Source organism: Moheibacter sp. (assembly GCF_049672845.1).
Lineage (GTDB): Bacteria > Bacteroidota > Bacteroidia > Flavobacteriales > Weeksellaceae > Moheibacter.
In genome coordinates, this window is sequence record NZ_JBATWT010000006.1 from 12,885 (window position 1) to 32,400 (window position 19,516).

Sequence of the window (19,516 nt, forward strand, 5' to 3'; positions counted from 1 at the left end):
TAAAGTCCAATTCACTTTTAAACTAATGTAAAAAAAGTTACCTTTGCGTTAAATAAGTTAGGACAAAGTTCTCTTATCAAATGAATCAAAATGAATCAAATTTCATAAAACTTGAACAAAAGCTCTATCAACTGGTAGGTGCTTATAAAGATATTAAAAAAGAAAAGGAGTCGCTGGAAGAAGAAGTAGGAGCATTGAAAGAAAACCTGAAATTATCACGTTCAGAAGCATTAAAATTAAAAGATGATAATGATAGGTTAAAAGTAGCAAATGCGATGCTGGGAGATGATGAACACAGAAGATTGATGAAACTCAGGGTAAACAAACTTATAAAAGAACTGGATGTTTGTATTGCTCAGGTTAAAAACGAAAAAGGATGAGTACGCTGAAGGTGAAAATAAACATAGCAGGAAGACAGTATCCTTTATCAATCAATGCAGATGAGGAAGAAGCGGTGCGAAATGCCGGAAAAGAAATTAATAAGCTGATTCAGGAATTTGAGGAACGCTATGCGGTTACCGACAAACAGGACGCTATCTCAATGGTAGCTCTGCAAATGGCTTCCAAGTATAATTTGATGAAACAAGCCGGCTCAGGAAACGATGCTGAGATGAATGATAAGCTGGCTCAATTAACAGAATTCATAGATAAAGAATTGGATAAAATACAATAGAAAGACGTTCAGCTGCTTAAATGCAGTAAAAATATTATCCCACATTAGTTCTAACATTTTGGTAAACTCAACACTAGTTTTGTTACCGGGTGAAAGTTGTCCGGAAAGCGGGCCGCAACAACGCAAGTTGTTCAAATTTATTTGACAGCGGATTATTGACTGGCGAAATAGCCCAAATCCTGTTTTTCAGGAGTTTACTCAAAACTTACTTTAACTAATGTGGGATTTTTTATGACCTAAAATTGATATAAAATGGATACTACGACTATAATTGTTGGAATTGCGGGGCTCGCTATAGGAGCGGTGATAAGTTATTTTCTGGCTAAAAAATCTGTTGACAAGGAAAACCAGATTTTGGTGGACAATGCCAAACGAAAAGCCGATGAACTAGTAAGTGACGCGGAAAAAGAAGGGGAAGCTATCAAGAAAGAAAAAATCTTTCAAGCCAAAGAAAAATTCCTTGAACTGAAATCTGCTCACGAAGAAGCAATCAACCAAAGAGAAAGAAAATTTACAGAGTCTGAATCCAGACTTAAAGAAAGAGAAGAAAAGTTAAAATTGGATCTTTCTGAATTACAACGACAAAGAGATTTATTGAAAAATGAATCCAGTAACCTTCAGTCACGTCAGGATAAGCTCAATCTGAGGCAAAAGGAAGTGGATGCAATGCATAAAAAACAAGTTGAGGTTTTGGAAAAGGTGGCAAATTATACCGCAGATGAAGCCAAGGCAGAACTTATGGAAACGCTGAAAGATGAAGCAAGAAGCAAAGCGCAGTCCCACATTCAGGAAATAATGACCGAGGCAGAGCTTAACGCCAAAAACGAAGCACGTAAAATCATCATTCAATCGATTCAGAGAATTGGTACAGAACAAGCAGTGGAAAATGCGGTTTCTGTTTTCAATATTGAGTCAGATGAGGTAAAAGGAAGAATCATAGGCCGTGAAGGGCGTAACATTCGTGCCATTGAGGCAGCAACGGGCGTTGAGGTTATTGTGGATGATACGCCGGAAGCTATTATTCTTTCATGCTTTGATCCGGTTCGTCGTGAAATCGCGAGATTGTCGTTGCACAGATTGGTAACCGACGGACGAATTCATCCGGCGAGAATCGAAGAAGTGGTAGCCAAAACGACCAAACAGATTGAAGATGAAATACTCGAAGTAGGTAAGAAAACAATATTGGATTTAGGAATCCACGGATTGCACAAAGATTTGGTAAAAATTGTCGGGCGAATGAAGTACCGTTCTTCTTACGGACAAAACCTTTTGCAGCACTCACGTGAAGTGGCGCATCTGGCGGGAACTTTAGCAGCTGAACTTGGGCTAAATCCCAAACTCGCCAAACGTGCGGGGTTGTTGCACGACATAGGGAAAGTTCCGGATCAGGAATCAGAATTGCCTCACGCGATTCTGGGGATGCAATGGGCTGAGAAATATGGTGAGCACCCGGATGTTATCAATGCAATTGGAGCGCACCACGATGAGATTGAAATGACTTCTTTGATTTCACCCATCGTTCAGGTTGCAGATGCCATCAGTGGTGCCAGACCAGGTGCCAGAAGGCAGGTTGTGGAATCTTATATTCAGCGTTTGAAAGATTTGGAGACAACCGCTTTGAGTTTTGACGGAGTAGAAAAAGCTTTTGCCATTCAGGCGGGACGTGAATTACGTGTGATGGTTGAAAGTGATAAAGTTGATGATGCAAAAGCTTCGGAACTTTCATTCCTTATTACCGATAAAATTCAAAACGAATTAACTTATCCGGGGCAAGTTCGCGTTACCGTAATTCGCGAAACAAGAGCAGTAAATGTAGCCAGATAAATAAGAGAAACTTATTCACAAAATCCCGGACACTGAGGTACTCGAAGTGTCCGGGATTTTGCATGACGAAAGTCAGCTTGTAACGCTTTGCTGTAAAAAGTTTTAGCCGATTTTTGGTCAAAATTTCAATAAAAACCTCTCGCGTTAATAGCTTGATTATCATTTACTTAATTCCATGTTGATAACCTTTTAATTACTTTTCGCTAAACCCTGTGGTTTCATAATTTGTAAATTATAATTTTGAAAATACCAAAGTGCCCTAAGCAAAATTAGTTAAGGTTTTGAATGTGAAGTGATTCAGTTTTTGATAACTGAATCTATAAATTCGACACTTCAATTTTGAAGGCGATTTGGAAAAGAGAGTAGGTTTAATTAACACTAAAATTTGTTTGCCTTATGTCTATATTTGACAGAAGAATCAATTACAAGCCGTTTGAATATCCCGGCATTTTTCAGTTTACAGATGCGATCAATAAATCTTTTTGGGTTCATAGTGAAGTTGACTTTACAGCCGATACCCAGGATTTTCATTCCCACTTGAATGCTGCGGAAAGGACTGCTATCAAAAACAGTTTGCTTGCTATTGCACAAATCGAAGTTGCGGTTAAAACCTTTTGGGGAGATATCTATGAACATTTTCCTAAACCGGAATTCAACGGACTGGGCGCTACATTTGCCGAATGTGAGTTCCGTCATTCAGAAGCCTATTCAAGGCTTCTTGAGGTTCTGGGTTATAATGACGAGTTTGAAAAATTATTGGATGTACCGGTTGTCCGTGAGCGAATTGATTATCTGTCGGCAGCTTTGAAAGATGCCCGTTCGCAGGATCGTAAGAAATATGTGGTATCTCTGATTTTGTTCTCAATTTTAATCGAAAACGTATCCTTGTTCAGTCAGTTTGCCATCATTTTGTCCTTTACAAAATTCAAAGGATACATGAAAAATGTGAGCAACATCATTGCCTGGACCTCAATTGACGAACAAATTCACGCAAACGCCGGAATTTATATCGTAAACAAAATCCGTGAAGAATTCCCTGATTTCTTTGACGAAGAAACCACTCAGTACATTCGTGAAACCGTTGAACATTCAATTGAAATCGAAGGAAAAATACTGGATTGGATTTTCAGTGAAGGCGAAATTGAAACGGTAAACAAAAAGGACTTGTTGAATTTTATGAAATTCAGAGTGGATGACAGCATGAAAAAAATCGGATTGAAAACGATTTATGACGTTACCGACGAATATTTCAAACCGATGGCTTGGTTTGAAGAAGAAGTTTTTGCCAATAGTATGGACGATTTCTTTGCAAAACGTCCTACAGACTACACCAAACACGACAAGCCCATTACGGCAAACGATTTATTCTAATTAATTTACTAAATATCAAGAAATATGGAAGCAAACAACAACGAACTCCCTATGCAAACGTCATTGCAACCAGAGATGATGGAAAAACTCTGGTGGAAAAATGAGGAAAGTGAGCAAATTCTGAACCGCGGATACCTTCTGAAAGGGGAAACCGTAGAAGGAGCCATCGAACGCGTAGCAACGGCAGCAGCCAAACGTTTGTATAAACCCGAACTGATCGAACCATTTAAAGAAATGATCGAACGCGGATGGATGAGTTTGAGTTCTCCGATATGGGCCAATATGGGAACCCAGCGAGGTTTGCCTATCTCTTGTTTCAATGTTTTCATTCCCGACAGCATCGAAGGAATCACCCACAAACTTGGCGAAGTAATCATGCAAACCAAAATCGGTGGTGGAACTTCCGGCTATTTCGGTTCGCTGAGAGAGCGTGGAAGTGCAGTGACCGACAATGGGAAAAGTAGTGGAGCCGTAAGTTTTATGAAGTTGTTTGATACGGCGATGGACACTATCTCACAGGGAGGCGTAAGAAGAGGTGCTTTTGCTGCTTATCTTGATATTGACCATGCCGATATTGAAGAATTCCTAAAAATTAAAAATATCGGAAACCCCATTCAAAACCTTTTTACAGGTGTTTGTGTGCCGGATTACTGGATGCAGGAAATGATTGACGGAGATGTGGAAAAACGTCAGGTTTGGGCAAAAGTGCTGGAAAGCCGTCAACAAAAAGGCTTGCCTTATATTTTCTTCTCAGACAATATCAACCGCAACAAACCCCAGGTTTACAAAGATTTAAATATGCGAATTTATGGAAGTAATCTTTGCTCGGAAATCATGCTTCCATCGAGTGAAGACGAATCTTTCATTTGCTGTTTGTCTTCCATGAACTTAGAATTATACGATGAATGGAAAGACACCGAAGCGGTTAAGCTTGCCATATTCTTTTTGGATGCCGTACTTCAGGAATTTATTGAAAAAACAGAAGGAAACCATTATTTAGCTTCAGCCAACCGTTTTGCGAAACGTCACCGTGCGCTAGGATTGGGCGTTTTGGGATGGCATTCTTATTTGCAGAAAAATATGATTCCATTTGAGGGATTGGAAGCCAAAATGCTGACTTCTGAAATATTTAAAAACATCAAAGAAAAAGCTGATAAAGCGACCCAGGATCTTGCCAGAATTTATGGTGAGCCGGAATTACTGAAAGAATATGGAATCAGAAATACGACGACAATGGCCATTGCTCCAACGACTTCATCTTCAGCGATTTTAGGTCAGACTTCGCCCGGAATTGAGCCATTTGCGTCCAATTATTATAAAGCCGGATTGTCCAAAGGAAACTTTATGCGTAAGAACAAATACTTGGCGAAACTTCTCGAAGAAAAAGGTATGGACAATGAAGATACTTGGAGAAACATCATGCTGAACCAGGGAAGCGTTCAAGGACTTAATGGACTTACGGATCATGAAAAAGCAGTATTTAAAACCTTCCGTGAAATCAGTCAGTTGGAAATCATACAGCAGGCGTCCATACGTCAGAAATTTGTAGATCAGGCACAAAGCTTGAACCTGAACATTCCGTCTGAACTGCCTATCAAAGATGTAAATAATCTGATGATTGAAGCTTGGAAATTAGGCGTAAAAACATTGTATTATCAACGCAGCCAAAGTGTGTCAAAAGAAATGGTAACCAATTTGGTTTCCTGTAGCAGCTGCGAGTCGTAAATCCTCCATTTTAAATCAAAAGGCCGTAATCTCAAAACGTTACGGCCTTTTCTATTGTAAGAACGCAGGTTGGAATAGTTTTTGCTCTGTTTGTGTTCCATAAGCGAATCGGAAACATTCACAGATGAAAAAGGGTATTTTTATATTTACTTTACTATCAATCATTTCATGTAATACGTTGAATCAAGAAAGTGTACTTTATTCGAACTCCATGGGTTTGGTTGAAGGTAGTCCGCTGATCAATGATTATGGAAAGACGGTGTTGGAGAGGTTTGACGCACCTTTGGGATACAGTAGAGTAGCTGTTTCATCCAATACTTTTGGGGATTATCTTAGAACCTTATCTTTAAAACCTGAAGGAACACTTGTTCAGTTTTACAACGGAAAAACCAAACCCAACAACAATGTTTATGTCTCTGTCGTGGATATGCCTATTTCCGACAAAAACCTTCAAACCTCTACCGATTCGGTAATGCGCCTGATTTCTGAATATTTATTTCAAATGAAAGATTATGAAAAAATAGTCTTTCATGCTGATAAACAAAAATTAAGTTTTACAGATTTTGCAAATGGAGATCATTCACGTGCGAAATTTAATCAGTACATGGATTTTGTAATGGAAAGAGTTTCTACTCCAAGTTTTTGTGCCGATTTGAAACCTGTAAAATTAGACGAAATCAAGGTGGGTGATATTTTTGTTCAGAATACACAACCCAACGGACATGCCGTAATTGTAGTGGATTTGGTACAAAATATCAGAGGTGAAAAATTGTTTTTATTGGCGCAAGGATTTCAACCTGCTCAGGAAATTCAAATTTTGGCAAATCCCAATCGTGAAGACATAAGTCCTTGGTATCATTTGAAAGAAGGCGAGCTCCTTACACCTGAATGGCGCTTTATGACTTCCGATTTGATGCGTTTTAAATTTCTTCAGGATTAATTCTTTAAAATATGTCTTCAGAGTTACTTCACAGATGATTTTTGTGAGATTCTGATTTCGTCCCAAATTATTTCTTTAAATTTGAATTAAAATTAGTCAAAATGAAAAATCTGGTTTTTTGTTTTGGATCTTTGCTGTTGGCAATCTCCTGTAATAACTCTCAAGTAACTTCCTCAAATACAGATAAAATGAAGGATTTTGAAGTCTTGTATCTTTCTGAATATGGCGGAAGCGGTGAGGAAAAAACCGAAGTTATTACAGATTTGGAAGGATTTAAAAAATTCTGGAACGAAGCGGTCAATTTATATTCAGATTTCACAATAGTTCCTGAAGTTGATTTCTCATCCAAAATGGTTGTAGTTCAACATTTCAGAAGCCAAAACAGTGGCGGGGCAACTTATGAGATTACTTCAGTTGATCAATCCGGCAATAAAACGGAAATTTTCTATACAGCAACGGCACCGGAAGGTATGGCAACCATGGCCATTACCAGTCCTTTGATGATTGTGGTGGTGAAGAAAACGGAAAGTCCGGTTGTTGAATTTAAAACGAAAAAATAACAACACAGAAGATGCGAAAAGTATATTTGGATAATGCGGCAACCACGCCCATGCACCCCGAAGTCATTGATGAAATGGCCGATTGTATGAAAAATATTTACGGAAACCCTTCTTCCACTCATGTGTTTGGACGCGAAGCCAAAGCCAGGATGGAGCTTTCCAGGAAAAAAATTGCTGGAGCTCTGAATGTTGCACCTTCTGAAATTGTCTTTACTTCCTGCGGAACCGAATCCAATAACCTTATCATCCGTTCTTGTGTTGATTATCTAGGCGTTAGAAGAATTATTACATCTGATCTTGAGCACAAATGCGTAAAAGAAACCAGCGCAGAAATGGGCGAGTGCCGCAAAGTTGAAATTGTCAAGGTCAATACGGATAAAAATGGTTCAATCGATTATGAAGATTTTGAAGAGAAATTAAAATCGTCCGACAAAAAAACGCTTGTGACGCTGATGCATGCAAACAATGAAATCGGAAACTTACTTGACGTTCAGCGAATTCAGGAATTATGCGAAGAAGCAGGAGCTTTGTTTCATACAGACACGGTTCAGACTTTAGGGCATTATCCGATGGATCTTACTGAACTTAAAGTTGATTTTGCCTCTTGCAGCGCACATAAATTGCATGGTCCCAAGGGAATTGGTTTTGCGTTTATTAAAAAATCAACAGGATTGCGACCACAAATTACAGGTGGTGGACAAGAACGTGGATTGCGCTCAGGGACTGAAAATGTTTATGGAGTGGTAGGTTTGTCCAAAGCATTTGAAATGGCCATTCAGGATCTGGATAAACATAAAATTCATATTGAAGATTTAAAAAAATATACCATTGAGCAGCTTCGCGAAAATATTCCCGGAGTTGATTTCAATGGACTTTCAGCAGATCTCGACAAAAGTTTATATACCGTATTGAACATCCGGCTTCCGTTTAAAGATGCCTTGATTGGATTTGAACTCGAATTGAAAGGAATTGCCGTTTCGCAGGGAAGTGCCTGTAGCTCGGGTGCTTCGAAAGTTTCGGCAGTGATTGAGTCCATTCTTACACCGGAAGAGATTGAATCCACCACACCGGTTCGTGTTTCATTCAGTTGTTATAATACGAAGGAAGACGTGGACACATTGGTCGGCGTTTTGAGAAAAATCAGTGAAAAACATTTGGTGACACACTGATGAATTACATCGATTGGTTTTTTGTATTCATTCTTGCTTCCGGGATTATCTGGGGTTATCAGAAAGGTCTTATCAAAGCAATTTTAGGATTTCTGGCGATTGGAGTTGCTATCTGGATCGGATTCAAATTCTCTGGAATTACCGAATCTTTCGTCAAAAATATTGAATCGATTCCTTCTGAACTGATTTATTTTATTTCGCTCATCGTCACCATTGTCCTGATCTATTTTGCGGTAAAACTGGTTGGAAAGATTCTCCACGGAATCACGCATACCATAGGTCTGGGTATTTTCAATCGGTTAGGTGGCGCTGTATTCGGTATGTTGCTCAACGTTTTGATGTTAAGTGCTTTGATTTATTATATTTTACCTTTTTTTGGGACATTAGTTGATCCAGAAACAATTTCCGGAAGTAAAATTCTCCCTTATCTGAATGAAGTCGTGACTTTGTTTAAAGAAAACTTCCATTTGTTTAGCGATTCTTTGAAATAAAAGAAAATCAGCCGATATTTTTTACTTTTTGGATAAATCTTATATTTGGGCTTCTAAAACAAACAAAATGGATTTCCAATTAACAGAAGAACAATTAATGATACGCCAGGCGGCGAGAGATTTTGCACAAAATGAATTATTACCGGGCGTGATTGAGCGTGACGAACATCAGAAATTTCCAGCCGAACAAATCAAAAAAATGGGAGAACTTGGTTTTCTTGGAATGATGGTCGATCCTAAATACGGCGGAGCCGGACTTGACACGATTTCCTATGTTTTGGCAATGGAAGAAATTTCCAAAGTGGACGCATCAGCATCGGTTGTGATGTCGGTAAATAACTCGCTTGTTTGCTGGGGATTGGAAAAATTCGGGACGGAAGAGCAAAAACAGAAATATTTAACAAAGTTAGCAACCGGTGAACAAATCGGAGCTTTTTGCTTATCGGAACCGGAAGCTGGTTCAGACGCGACTTCACAAAGAACTACTGCTGAGGACAAAGGCGATTATTATTTACTGAACGGAACCAAAAACTGGATTACAAATGGTAATTCTGCTTCTGTTTATTTGGTAATGGCACAAACCGACGTTGAAAAAGGACACAAAGGAATCAACTGTCTTATCGTTGAGAAAGGAATGGAAGGATTTCAAATCGGACCAAAAGAAAATAAATTAGGAATTCGTGGTTCTGATACGCATTCGCTGATGTTTACCGATGTGAAAATCCCAAAGGAAAACAGAATCGGCGACGACGGATTCGGATTTACTTTTGCGATGAAAACTTTATCGGGCGGTCGAATTGGAATTGCTTCTCAGGCGCTTGGAATTGCGAGCGGTGCTTACGAATTGGCATTGAAATATTCGAAAGAAAGAAAAGCATTCGGAAAGGAAATTTCGCAACATCAGGCAATTGCATTCAAACTGGCCGATATGGCAACTAATATTGATGCAGCAAGACATCTTTGTTTGCACGCAGCCTGGTTGAAAGATCAGGGTCAGAATTTCGATAAAGAAGGTGCAATGGCCAAATTATTTGCTTCCAAAACCGCGATGGATGTTACGGTTGAAGCGGTTCAGGTTCACGGCGGATACGGATATGTAAAAGAATATCACGTAGAACGTCTGATGCGCGATGCCAAAATTACCCAGATTTATGAAGGAACTTCCGAAATCCAGAAAATAGTGATTTCACGTTCTGTTTTGAAGGATTAAAAAAAATAGCGATAATGTTTTAAACCTTGCTGATTTTCGGATTAGCAAGGTTTTTTTAATTCTTCAGATTTAATTCTGAGAGATTGAAAATCTTACTAAAATTAAAGCTAAATTTGTTGAATGCTCGAAGAACTCAAACAGTATTTCCGTGAAAAATTAGTGGAAATCACGCCCGAAATGGAAAAATTAATGGAAGCCGAACTTCTACGGAAGTTGGTAAACAAAAACGAAATTATCCTCAGTCCCGGGGATAGTTGCAACCATACCTTTTTTGTGGCCAAAGGATTGCTTCGTGCCTACACGCTGGACGATGGTGGTAAGGAACATATCTTACAGTTCGCACCGGAAAACTGGCTGATTTCAGACCGGTCGAGTGTTCTTTTTGATGGTGTTTCGGAACAATATATTGAGGCAGTAGAAGATTCGGAAATCATATTGATTGAAACCGGATTTTTTGAAAAATTATCAGAAATGAGTCCGAGTTTTCAGCGGTTCAATATGCTGGCGCTCAACAACCACATTCGGCATTTACACAAAAGAATCAATTTGCTGATCAGTGCTTCGGCTGAAGTTCGTTATATGGATTTCATTAAACTTTATCCGGACATTCTACTTCGTGTTCCCCAATGGATGACGGCTTCCTATCTCGGTATCACACCCGAATCACTCAGTCGCGTACGCAAGGAACTTGCTCGTAAAAACTTTCGCCCGGACTAATTCCTTCTTATCACATATCAATGCACAGAATTTCCCGGAGAACTAATTTTGTGTCAAAATCAGATGATATGGAAACAAAAGATATAGAATGGGTTTTTTCGCCGCCAGAAGTTCACATGGTCGGCGATGGATTCCGAATGCATAATTTTATTCCGGGACTTCCAGAATTGACTATGGAACGCATGGATCCGTTTCTGGTGCTGGATTACAATTCAAAACATAATTTCCCTCCGACCGATAAAATCCGAGGCGTAGGTGTTCATCCTCATCGCGGATTTGAAACCGTGACCATTGTGTATCACGGTAAAATTGCCCACAATGACAGTGCGGGTGGTGGTGGCGTAATCGGGCAGGGCGATGTGCAATGGATGACAGCCGGTTCAGGGATTTTGCACAAGGAATTTCATGAGGAAGAATTTTCGAAACAAGGAGGTGATTTTCAGATGGTTCAGCTTTGGGTCAATCTTCCTCGCAAAGACAAAATGACCAAGCCTAAATACCAGCCGCTTAAAAATGAACAGATTTCCAAAGTTCAGCTTGAAAACGGATTCGGAATAGTAGAAATAATCGCTGGAGAATTTCAGGGAACAAAAGGTTCGGCAAGCACATTTTCGCCGGTAAATGTTTTCAATGCAAAACTGAATCAAGGAGGAAATGCAGAATTTAATTTTCCGGCGGAATTCAACACCGGAATATTGGTAATCGAAGGAAAAATCAAAGTCAATGAATCCGAATTAGTGACAGCAGATCATTTTGTATTGTTTAAGAATCAAGGTGAGGAATTTAAAATGGAAGCAATTGAGAATTCGGTGGTTTTGATTTTGAGCGGACAGCCGCTTCACGAACCGATCATGGCACACGGACCGTTTGTGATGAACACCCGACAGGAAATTTGGGATGCTTTTCACGATTATAATTCAGGCAAGTTTGGGTATCTGGACGAAGAATTTTAAATCTTAATATTGAGTTTAATTCAGCTATTTTGACTAATTTAATCGGGAATTAAAATTTAATTGGAAATGTCTAATGTTGGATTAATTATAGAAGAAAGAGCGGCGGATATTGGCAACTTTCTCGTAGGCAGACTGCTTCCCTTTCGGGAAAAAAGAACGGTAGGGCCTTTTGCATTTATCGACCACATGGGACCGGCAGCCTTGAAAGACCATGAAAATCTGGATGTAGCCCCGCATCCGCACATTGGATTATCTACCTTGACTTTTTTGTTTGAAGGCGCTATTACGCACAAGGACAGCATCGGTTCTGACATTGTCATTGAGCCGGGAGCTGTGAACTGGATGACGGCCGGAAAAGGAGTGGTGCATTCAGAAAGAACGCCCGAATATCTGCGTACGACCGATAAGCATCTTCACGGTTTACAGATTTGGGTGGCTTTGCCCAAAGAGCTGGAAGAAATGGATCCCGAATTTCATCATTTGGATGCTTCTCAGCTCCCTGCTTGGGAGCAGGATGGTATGCACTTCAAACTGATTGCGGGAGAAGCACTCGGACATAAATCCGCGGTTCCGGTTTACAGTAAATTATATTTCATCGAAATAAAATCGGAACAGGGAGGGAAAGTAAAAATCGGTCACGAACTCTATGGCGAAAGTGCTTTGTACATTTTGGAAGGAAGTATTGAAGATAGTGGAAACCGTTACGAACCCAAACATATTTTGATTGCCAAAGATACCAAGCTTTGCGAATTTGAGATGGCGCCCGGTACAACTGTTTATATTTTTGGAGGTGAGCCCTTTGCGGAGCCGCGTTATATTTTCTGGAATTTCGTTTCGAGTCGAGTGGAAAGAATTGAACAAGCCAAACAAGACTGGATGAACCATAAATTTCCTTTGGTTCCCGGTGATGACGGATATGTTCCTATGCCCGATGCGTATAAAAATTTAAAACCCAAAGCCTAATGGTCAAAACAATTGCAGTTACAAAACAGGAAAATTACAGAACGGAAATCAGAACCGATCCACATCATTTCATAGTGGATGAGCCTATTTCTGTGGGAGGAAAAGATTTAGGGCCGACGCCGGGCGAATTACTTGCGGCGGCACTTGCTTCTTGCAGTTCTATCACAATGAAAATGTATGCCGACCGAAAAGGATGGGATTTGGAAGAAGCCATTGTAGAAGTAGATTTTGAGCGGGATTTGAAATTTACCCAGACCAGTTTTACCAAGAAAATCAGTTTTGTAGGAAATCTTGACGAAGCCCAGAGGCAGAAATTATATGAAATTTCCGGGAAATGTCCGGTTCATCGGATGCTGACCAGTCAAATTGAAATTCAATCCGAATTAATATAAAGCCAAAAAGACTTCAGTTTGTGATGAATTGGCTAACTTTAACGGAGAAATTCAAAAATTATGAAAATCGAACGCATAAATAACGGAAACAAAGGTTTTTTCAGAGCAATGGACAATGAAGTCCAAGCCGGACTGATGACCTATAGCTGGGCAGGCACAGATAAATTTATCATTGACCACACCGAAGTAAATCCTGATTTCGGCGGACGGGGAGTTGGTAAAAAAATGGTGATGGAAGCGGTGGATTTTGCTCGTGCCAATCATTTAAAAATCATACCGCTTTGTCCTTTCGCTAAATCGGTTTTTGATAAAGTCGCTGAAATTCAGGATGTGAGAGGGTAGATTTAACATTTCAAATTGTAGAAATGTTTATTTTTGCTCATCTAAATTTTACTCATGAAAAAAATCTATTCTCTTCTATTTCTTTTGTTCTTTTTTACACTTCAGGCGCAAATCATAAATATTCCAGATCCGAATTTTAAGGCGAAGTTGTTGGAGGCAAGTCCTTCAAATAATATTGCTAAAGATGTTAATGGGAATAATATTACTATTGATGTGAATGGAGATAATGAAATACAGGATGGAGAAGCTTTAGTTGTATATGATTTAAGAGTTCCAGATTCTAATATTTCTTCACTAGAAGGAATTAATTCATTTGAAAACATCAGAAAACTGGATTGCAGTGGGAATCAACAACTGGATTCTGATTTTATTGAGGAAATATCATTAATCGAATTAACACATTTAAATTGTTATTTTAATAATATTTACAATTTAGATTTATCGGGTTTTACAAATCTTGTAGAAATAGATGCGGGATTAAATAGTTTAATAAATGTAAATTTATCGGGCTTAACAAATTTAGAAATTGTTAATTTTAGAGGAAATTCTCTTGACAGTATTGATGTCTCTGATAATATTTCGCTACGTTCCTTAAATATAGCTCTGAATGATTTAGTAACCCTTGATTTATCAAATAATTATGCTTTAGAAGGATTAAATATTAATGGGAATGATGACTTAGTTTATCTTAACATTAAAAATGGCAACAATTATGTAACATTATATTCCCTTCATAATCCATTTGGTGACGAAATTCCTGAAAATTGTTTTGTATGTTTAGATGAATCTGATTTAGATGAATTTGAAGGAGAATTACCTGAAGGGTCTTTTTATTCAACCTATTGTTCCTATTCTCCAGGAGGGATAAATAATATCATAGAAGGAACTGTGATATTTGATTCTAACAATAACGGTAATTGTGAAGCAGGAAGTGAATTTATAAATTCTCATTTGCAAATAAACATCTCGGATGGAACCGAAACCGGACATACTTTTGCAAATAATGAAGGAGAATATACTTTTTATGTACCTGAAGGCAATTTTACACTCACTCCTGAAATCATAGAAAATCCAGATTATTTTATCATTTCTCCAGCAAATGCAAATTTAAATTTTCCTCTTTTGGATGGTAGTACACAAACCCAAAATTTCTGTATTTCACCCAACGGAAACCACCCTGATGTAGAGATTATTTTCTCTCAACTTGTGCCTGCACGCCCAGGATTTGAAGCATCCTACCGTTTGGTGTACCGAAATAAAGGAAATCAAACCGTTTCGGGAACCATAAGTTTAGAATACGATGAAGATAAATTGGATTTTCTGAATAGTACAGTTACACCAAACAATCAATCTTCGGGATTATTAAATTACAATTTTTCAAACCTAAATCCTTTTGAAAATAGGACGATCGTATTGAGTTTTGAAGTCAATTCTCCAACCGACACTCCTCCGGTAAATATTGGCGATAACTTACCATTTTCTGCACAAATCGACATTGGTGAAGACGAAAATCCTAATGATAATTCTTTTGAGTTAAATCAAGAAGTAGTCGGTTCTTTTGACCCTAACGATATTGCGTGTTTACAGGGTGAGTCTGTTGCTCCGGAAATGATTGGTGAAGAATTGCATTACCGTATCCGTTTTGAGAATACAGGAAATTTTCCTGCTGAAAGAGTTGTAGTGGCGATGCCTATTAATCCTGAGGATTATGAAGTTTCCAGTTTCCAGTTATTAAATACTTCGCATGAAGTTCAAGCAAGAGTAGTGGACAATACAGCTGAATTTTTCTTTGAAGAAATTGATTTAGGTCCAAATGAAGAAGGTGATATTTTATTCTCCATCAAATCGTTGGAATCATTGCAGATTGGAGATTCTGTAATGAGCTATGCCGATATTTATTTTGATTACAATTATCCGATTACGACCAACGAAGCCGTAACGACATTTGAAATCATGCGTACGAAAGAAGTAGAATTGAGCTCCGTTTCGATTTTCCCTAACCCTGCCACCACTCAATTCATGATTCAATCGGATTACAAAATCAATTCAGTTGAAATCTACGATGTAGCAGGACGGTTGATCCAGGTTTCAAAATTGAATTCCAATCAATCTTCGCAAAACATTTCACAATTACCAAAAGGAATGTATATCTTGAAAATCCAAACTGAGAAAGGTTTGGTTTCCTATAAATTGATAAAAAAATAGAAAAAACAATAATTAAATGAAAAGGCAGTTTTGATCAGAAACTGCCTTTTGTTTTTAAATTCAAATCAATTTTCTACATTTGAAAATATGAAGTCAAGTATTGTTCTATTCGCCTTATGCATTTCGAGTTTTGGATTAGCTCAAACTTATTCTGAAGCCAATCCACCGGATCACATCAAAACCGTTCAGATGTTTAATCCGCAAACCAATGACCAGACACCGGTTATAAGACTGAGCGGCGAATATCTGGTTTTGTCTTTTGATGATTTAGACGCTGGATTTCAGGAATACAATTATAAAATCGAACATTACAATGCCGATTGGACGCCTTCGGGGGTTTTTCAATCTGAATTTCTGGACGGATATAGTTCTGATTACATTCGGGATTACCGAAATTCTTTTAATACATATCAGAATTATACAAATTATCGGTTGATGATTCCCAATCAGAATATGCGATTGAAATTGCCGGGGAATTATGCCATAAAAGTTTATACACGCGACGAAAATAATCCTGTTTTTACCAGAAGATTTGCACTTTATGAAGACCGGAAAGTGACAGTCGGAATGCAGGCAGAAAGAGGAATCGGAACGGGGAATTTGAACCAGCGACTGAACGTGATTGTCAGTAGTGGTCAAGAAAATCTGACCGAAACGCCCGACGGCGCCACGCTTTTCATTATGAAAAATGGAAACTGGGAAGATAATCTCACCATTAGAAAACCTTCTTTTATCAAAAGCAGTCAGCTAACTTATCGCGATCAGAATCATCTTTTTGAAGGAAACAGCGAATATTTATGGTTTGACACCAAAAACATTAATGTTCCTGCGATGAGCACGGAAAGGATATTTCAGGATGAAAATTTATACCATACGGTTTTACGTCCCGATTTCCAGAAATGGAACCTCGGCTATTTTGATGAACCCGATGTAAATGGGGCTTTTTATGTCCGAAATGTTAATTTGTCGGACCAGAATTTATCGGGCTCTCAGGCTGATTATACTTGGGTTCATTTTGCGTTGGATGAATTTGACGATGCCGGAGGAACCAAAGAATTGTACGTAGTAGGAGCTTTTAATAATTGGCAACTTTCGCCAGAATACCGTTTGAAATTGGCCGACTCCAATTATTGGGAAGTGATGGTTTTGCTAAAGCAAGGCTATTATAATTACCAGTACGCCGTTTTAGACAAAACGACCCAAGCTGTCAGCTATTCCTCTGTAAATGGAAGTTTCTGGCAAACCGAAAATCAATACCAGGGTTTATTTTATTACCGTCCTTGGGGTGTTCGTTATGATGTTTTGATGGGTTACGGTGAAGTCAACACCAGGAATTAAAAAGAGAATTTAATGCTCAAGAAGAATTCTGAAGGCCTGAGTTTGCTGGTTTGCTGTGAATAATAGATGGAAGAATTCGATACAGTTGTAAAATAATCTTGGCTAAAAATATTGGTCCATCTCGCTTCCAAATCGATCTTGGTTTTTGGAAATGTAAATCGATACTTCAGATCTGAAAATATTGTTTCGTGCTTATCTGAATTAAAGTCATTTCTATAATAATCTGTCCGAAATTGGAAGAAATGATTGTCAAAAGGATAGAAGTTGAGGGAAAATGAATGTTGAAAAGAATTTATTTTATGGGCAGGATGCTTATTGATTTGATTTTGATTCAGTAAGACTTTTCCATCATATTCAAAAGAAAACCAATCCCAAGGATTTGTGTTAATTTTAGCACCCATGATCCATCCATAATTCCGAAAATAAATAAGCTCACCATTGAAAACTTGTGCCTGTTTTTGTGTCGTATAATTTGTATTGAAACCAACAGTAGAACGAATATCACTAAAGTACTTACTTATTTTTCCGGAAACAGAATGGTTAATTGACGAATTGTCATTTTCTTCTGTTACTAAAATAGAATTTCCGTTTTCATCCATCGTTTGGTTGTAAATTAAATTGTTTTTTGAATTCGAAAAACGATAATTCAAACTACCAAACAAGGATTTGATAGGGTTTTTATAGTTGACTGAAACGCTGTAATTTTGAGAAAAAGTATGGGGGAGAATACTGGTGTTGATTCTTTCCAAGGACCTGTAATTTTGCAATAAATACCCAAAATAGAAATTGTTAATGTTACCAAATTGATTGTCAAGATTGGCGTTCAGATTCATAACCCAGAAAGAATTGGGTTGATAACCGATGGACAGGCTGGGGAGGGCCAATAACCTCTCGGTAGAAATTTTCTCCAAATTTGGGTCTGAAATGGCAAACAAATAGTATTGAACGGGAAGATCTAAACTGACTTTCCAATTTCTTTTTTTGAATTGTACATTCAAATCAAAATAGTTTTTAAATTGCTTCCAATTCAGATCATTTTGAAAAGATTCACCGACCAAGGCTCCGTCCTGATTTCCTAATTGAGAATCGAAATTTTGAGCAATAAATTGACTTCCTATTTTGGGAGCCAATGTAAAATAACCCAATTGTTTGGTGATTCCCACATGGTTTTCCAAATAAAATCTTTCAAAATCAACCGTTTGTCGATTTTCAAACGTCTCAATTAAATCACTGAGCATTTCTGTAAACTGACCAGGAACGATGCTTAAGTTTTCTTGTTTGGATTCGTAAGAAATATGGGATGAAACTGTTATAAATTGTTTTCCGACTGGAAGAATGGTGTTAAAACGATTGGAAATTGAATACGAAGGTTTATAGGTTTTTTGATCAATTAAATCAGTCAGATTATAGAGCATTCCATGTTGGTTTTCCCAATTTCCTTTGAACTCCAGGACGTTTTGAAAATAATTGGATTTGTTGTTTTTGAGCAATGAAAATTTAGTGTTCAAATGATTGGTCAACTTCGAATTTCTTCGATTTTCTACAATCGAAATCGTATCGGAAGGAAAATAATAAGTGGTTTTAGAATTCGAAAGTTGTTTTTGGTAATCGTTATAATAAGCGGCATTTACCCGAAAATCATAGTCGTTTTTCCATTTGGTCAGAAAATTAACCGTTCCCAAGTGGACTTCATTGTCCAGCCATCTTTTTTCCGGAATTGGTGGAGTTAACGCATTTGATACGCTTAGCCAATTATAGTGAGTCTGTGTTTCGCTCTGGTTCATTAAGTCTGACAGTGTCAAAGTCCGAAGTTGCAAAGAAACATCTTCTCCTATGTTATTTCCCTGATAGGAAGCTATCATCTGCTGTTGTTTTGAAAAAAACATAGGTGTAAGATTTGCTTTCCAGAGCAAAGGAGTAAAGCCGGCACCTAATTCGGCTGTTCCAGTGGTGGTAATATTCTTTTTTAACCGTATATTCAGCGCAGCTTGATTGCTATGCACTACACTATCCAATATTTTGATGGGTTGGTGATTTTCCAGAATCTGTACACGTGAAACCGCATCTGCAGGAAGGTTATCGTTGGCAAGTCTGTATTTTCCTTCGAGTAAATCCATGCCTTCTATATAATATTTATTGATAGGATTCCCCTGATAGAGAATCCTGCCGCCGGGCTCAATCTCTATTCCTGGCATTTTTTTCAGAACATCGGCGATTACACGGTCTTTTTGTTCTTGAAAAGCGGAAACATCGTAATTAATAGTATCTCCCCTCTGTCTGATAGGTCTTTGTTTGATTACGGCTTCGTTTAAAACAGTGATTTCAGGAAATAAATGGATTTCAAATTCTTGGGATTTATTTTCCATTATTTCTGAATGAAAGGAATAGTTTAGAGCTCGAACATTTAATTTCAAAGTTGCTAATTCTGAGTCCAAAGCTATGCTGAATTTCCCGTTTTTGTCGGTAATGTCATAAGCCAATATCAGACCCACAGAATCTGTAATCGTGACATTTGCGTGGGAAACAGATTCTAAATCTTTAGAAAGAACCTGTCCTGAAATAATGACCTGGGAAAAAGACTTTACCGAGAAAATAATTAGAAAAAAAATGAATAATGGTTTCAATATCACAAAAGATTAAGAA

The 19,516-nt window shown here is 38.1% G+C and carries 18 protein-coding genes; 17 read left to right on the plus strand and 1 reads right to left on the minus strand.

What is annotated here, in order from left to right; all coding sequences use genetic code 11:
- Nucleotides 1–80 precede the first annotated feature (80 nt).
- The 17 genes from WBF63_RS01650 to WBF63_RS01730 all read left to right on the plus strand — a co-directional run bounded on the left by WBF63_RS01650 (nt 81) and on the right by WBF63_RS01730 (nt 16,873).
- The gene (locus WBF63_RS01650) at nt 81–380 is read left to right on the plus strand and encodes a hypothetical protein (RefSeq protein WP_424367951.1); all 300 of its coding nucleotides are present in this window, start codon (nt 81–83) and stop codon (nt 378–380) included.
- Nucleotides 377–673, plus strand: a complete 297-nt coding sequence (locus WBF63_RS01655; protein WP_424367952.1) for a cell division protein ZapA — start codon at nt 377–379, stop codon at nt 671–673. Before WBF63_RS01650 ends, WBF63_RS01655 begins: the two co-directional genes overlap by 4 nt.
- A gap of 252 nt (nt 674–925) precedes the next feature.
- On the plus strand, nt 926–2,497 hold the full coding sequence (gene rny / locus WBF63_RS01660) for a ribonuclease Y (RefSeq protein WP_424367953.1): 1,572 nt from the start codon (nt 926–928) through the stop codon (nt 2,495–2,497).
- A 396-nt stretch (nt 2,498–2,893) separates the two neighbouring features.
- Nucleotides 2,894–3,868, plus strand: a complete 975-nt coding sequence (locus WBF63_RS01665) for a ribonucleotide-diphosphate reductase subunit beta (protein WP_424367954.1) — start codon at nt 2,894–2,896, stop codon at nt 3,866–3,868.
- A 24-nt stretch (nt 3,869–3,892) separates the two neighbouring features.
- Entirely contained in the window at nt 3,893–5,593 is a 1,701-nt protein-coding gene (locus tag WBF63_RS01670) for a ribonucleoside-diphosphate reductase subunit alpha (protein WP_424367955.1), read from the plus strand.
- 124 nt (nt 5,594–5,717) lie between these two features.
- Nucleotides 5,718–6,533, plus strand: coding sequence for a DUF4846 domain-containing protein (locus WBF63_RS01675; protein ID WP_424367956.1), 816 nt, complete (start codon nt 5,718–5,720; stop codon nt 6,531–6,533).
- Nucleotides 6,534–6,634: 101 nt separating this feature from the next.
- Nucleotides 6,635–7,093: a hypothetical protein gene (locus WBF63_RS01680; RefSeq protein WP_424367957.1), complete on the plus strand. Its 459-nt coding sequence runs from the start codon at nt 6,635–6,637 to the stop codon at nt 7,091–7,093.
- Nucleotides 7,094–7,104: 11 nt separating this feature from the next.
- A complete protein-coding gene (locus WBF63_RS01685) occupies nt 7,105–8,262 on the plus strand; it encodes a cysteine desulfurase family protein (RefSeq protein WP_424367958.1) in 1,158 nt (385 codons plus the stop codon).
- Nucleotides 8,262–8,753: a CvpA family protein gene (locus tag WBF63_RS01690; protein WP_424367959.1), complete on the plus strand. Its 492-nt coding sequence runs from the start codon at nt 8,262–8,264 to the stop codon at nt 8,751–8,753. Before WBF63_RS01685 ends, WBF63_RS01690 begins: the two co-directional genes overlap by 1 nt.
- A gap of 67 nt (nt 8,754–8,820) precedes the next feature.
- Nucleotides 8,821–9,963, plus strand: coding sequence for an acyl-CoA dehydrogenase (locus WBF63_RS01695; protein ID WP_424367960.1), 1,143 nt, complete (start codon nt 8,821–8,823; stop codon nt 9,961–9,963).
- A 120-nt stretch (nt 9,964–10,083) separates the two neighbouring features.
- The gene (locus WBF63_RS01700) at nt 10,084–10,680 is read left to right on the plus strand and encodes a Crp/Fnr family transcriptional regulator (RefSeq protein ID WP_424367961.1); all 597 of its coding nucleotides are present in this window, start codon (nt 10,084–10,086) and stop codon (nt 10,678–10,680) included.
- A 68-nt stretch (nt 10,681–10,748) separates the two neighbouring features.
- A complete protein-coding gene (locus tag WBF63_RS01705) occupies nt 10,749–11,633 on the plus strand; it encodes a pirin family protein (RefSeq protein ID WP_424367962.1) in 885 nt (294 codons plus the stop codon).
- A 66-nt stretch (nt 11,634–11,699) separates the two neighbouring features.
- Nucleotides 11,700–12,596, plus strand: coding sequence for a pirin family protein (locus tag WBF63_RS01710; protein WP_424367963.1), 897 nt, complete (start codon nt 11,700–11,702; stop codon nt 12,594–12,596).
- Nucleotides 12,596–12,988: an OsmC family protein gene (locus WBF63_RS01715; RefSeq protein WP_424367964.1), complete on the plus strand. Its 393-nt coding sequence runs from the start codon at nt 12,596–12,598 to the stop codon at nt 12,986–12,988. The genes WBF63_RS01710 and WBF63_RS01715 overlap by 1 nt, the downstream gene beginning before the upstream one ends.
- Nucleotides 12,989–13,048: 60 nt before the next feature.
- Nucleotides 13,049–13,330: a GNAT family N-acetyltransferase gene (locus WBF63_RS01720; RefSeq protein WP_424367965.1), complete on the plus strand. Its 282-nt coding sequence runs from the start codon at nt 13,049–13,051 to the stop codon at nt 13,328–13,330.
- 54 nt (nt 13,331–13,384) lie between these two features.
- Nucleotides 13,385–15,535, plus strand: a complete 2,151-nt coding sequence (locus WBF63_RS01725) for a DUF7619 domain-containing protein (protein ID WP_424367966.1) — start codon at nt 13,385–13,387, stop codon at nt 15,533–15,535.
- An 87-nt stretch (nt 15,536–15,622) separates the two neighbouring features.
- Nucleotides 15,623–16,873, plus strand: a complete 1,251-nt coding sequence (locus WBF63_RS01730; protein WP_424367967.1) for a type IX secretion system plug protein domain-containing protein — start codon at nt 15,623–15,625, stop codon at nt 16,871–16,873.
- Here the strand turns inward: WBF63_RS01730 and WBF63_RS01735 are convergent.
- Nucleotides 16,870–19,497, minus strand: a complete 2,628-nt coding sequence (locus tag WBF63_RS01735; RefSeq protein WP_424367968.1) for a hypothetical protein — start codon at nt 19,495–19,497, stop codon at nt 16,870–16,872. The genes WBF63_RS01730 and WBF63_RS01735 overlap by 4 nt on opposite strands.
- Between the last annotated feature and the right edge of the window lie 19 nt (nt 19,498–19,516).

Excerpts from the sequence above, each read along its gene's own strand:
- WBF63_RS01725 (WP_424367966.1), top strand. The coding sequence starts at position 13,385 with ATGAAAAAAATCTATTCTCTTCTATTTCTTTTGTTCTTTTTTACACTT.
- WBF63_RS01685 (WP_424367958.1), top strand. The coding sequence starts at position 7,105 with ATGCGAAAAGTATATTTGGATAATGCGGCAACCACGCCCATGCACCCC.
- WBF63_RS01680 (WP_424367957.1), top strand. The coding sequence starts at position 6,635 with ATGAAAAATCTGGTTTTTTGTTTTGGATCTTTGCTGTTGGCAATCTCC.
- WBF63_RS01695 (WP_424367960.1), top strand. The coding sequence starts at position 8,821 with ATGGATTTCCAATTAACAGAAGAACAATTAATGATACGCCAGGCGGCG.
- WBF63_RS01730 (WP_424367967.1), top strand. The coding sequence starts at position 15,623 with ATGAAGTCAAGTATTGTTCTATTCGCCTTATGCATTTCGAGTTTTGGA.
- WBF63_RS01690 (WP_424367959.1), top strand. The coding sequence starts at position 8,262 with ATGAATTACATCGATTGGTTTTTTGTATTCATTCTTGCTTCCGGGATT.
- WBF63_RS01720 (WP_424367965.1), top strand. The coding sequence starts at position 13,049 with ATGAAAATCGAACGCATAAATAACGGAAACAAAGGTTTTTTCAGAGCA.
- WBF63_RS01670 (WP_424367955.1), top strand. The coding sequence starts at position 3,893 with ATGGAAGCAAACAACAACGAACTCCCTATGCAAACGTCATTGCAACCA.
- WBF63_RS01705 (WP_424367962.1), top strand. The coding sequence starts at position 10,749 with ATGGAAACAAAAGATATAGAATGGGTTTTTTCGCCGCCAGAAGTTCAC.
- WBF63_RS01675 (WP_424367956.1), top strand. The coding sequence starts at position 5,718 with ATGAAAAAGGGTATTTTTATATTTACTTTACTATCAATCATTTCATGT.
- WBF63_RS01665 (WP_424367954.1), top strand. The coding sequence starts at position 2,894 with ATGTCTATATTTGACAGAAGAATCAATTACAAGCCGTTTGAATATCCC.
- rny (WP_424367953.1), top strand. The coding sequence starts at position 926 with ATGGATACTACGACTATAATTGTTGGAATTGCGGGGCTCGCTATAGGA.
- WBF63_RS01715 (WP_424367964.1), top strand. The coding sequence starts at position 12,596 with ATGGTCAAAACAATTGCAGTTACAAAACAGGAAAATTACAGAACGGAA.
- WBF63_RS01650 (WP_424367951.1), top strand. The coding sequence starts at position 81 with ATGAATCAAAATGAATCAAATTTCATAAAACTTGAACAAAAGCTCTAT.
- WBF63_RS01700 (WP_424367961.1), top strand. The coding sequence starts at position 10,084 with ATGCTCGAAGAACTCAAACAGTATTTCCGTGAAAAATTAGTGGAAATC.
- WBF63_RS01655 (WP_424367952.1), top strand. The coding sequence starts at position 377 with ATGAGTACGCTGAAGGTGAAAATAAACATAGCAGGAAGACAGTATCCT.
- WBF63_RS01710 (WP_424367963.1), top strand. The coding sequence starts at position 11,700 with ATGTCTAATGTTGGATTAATTATAGAAGAAAGAGCGGCGGATATTGGC.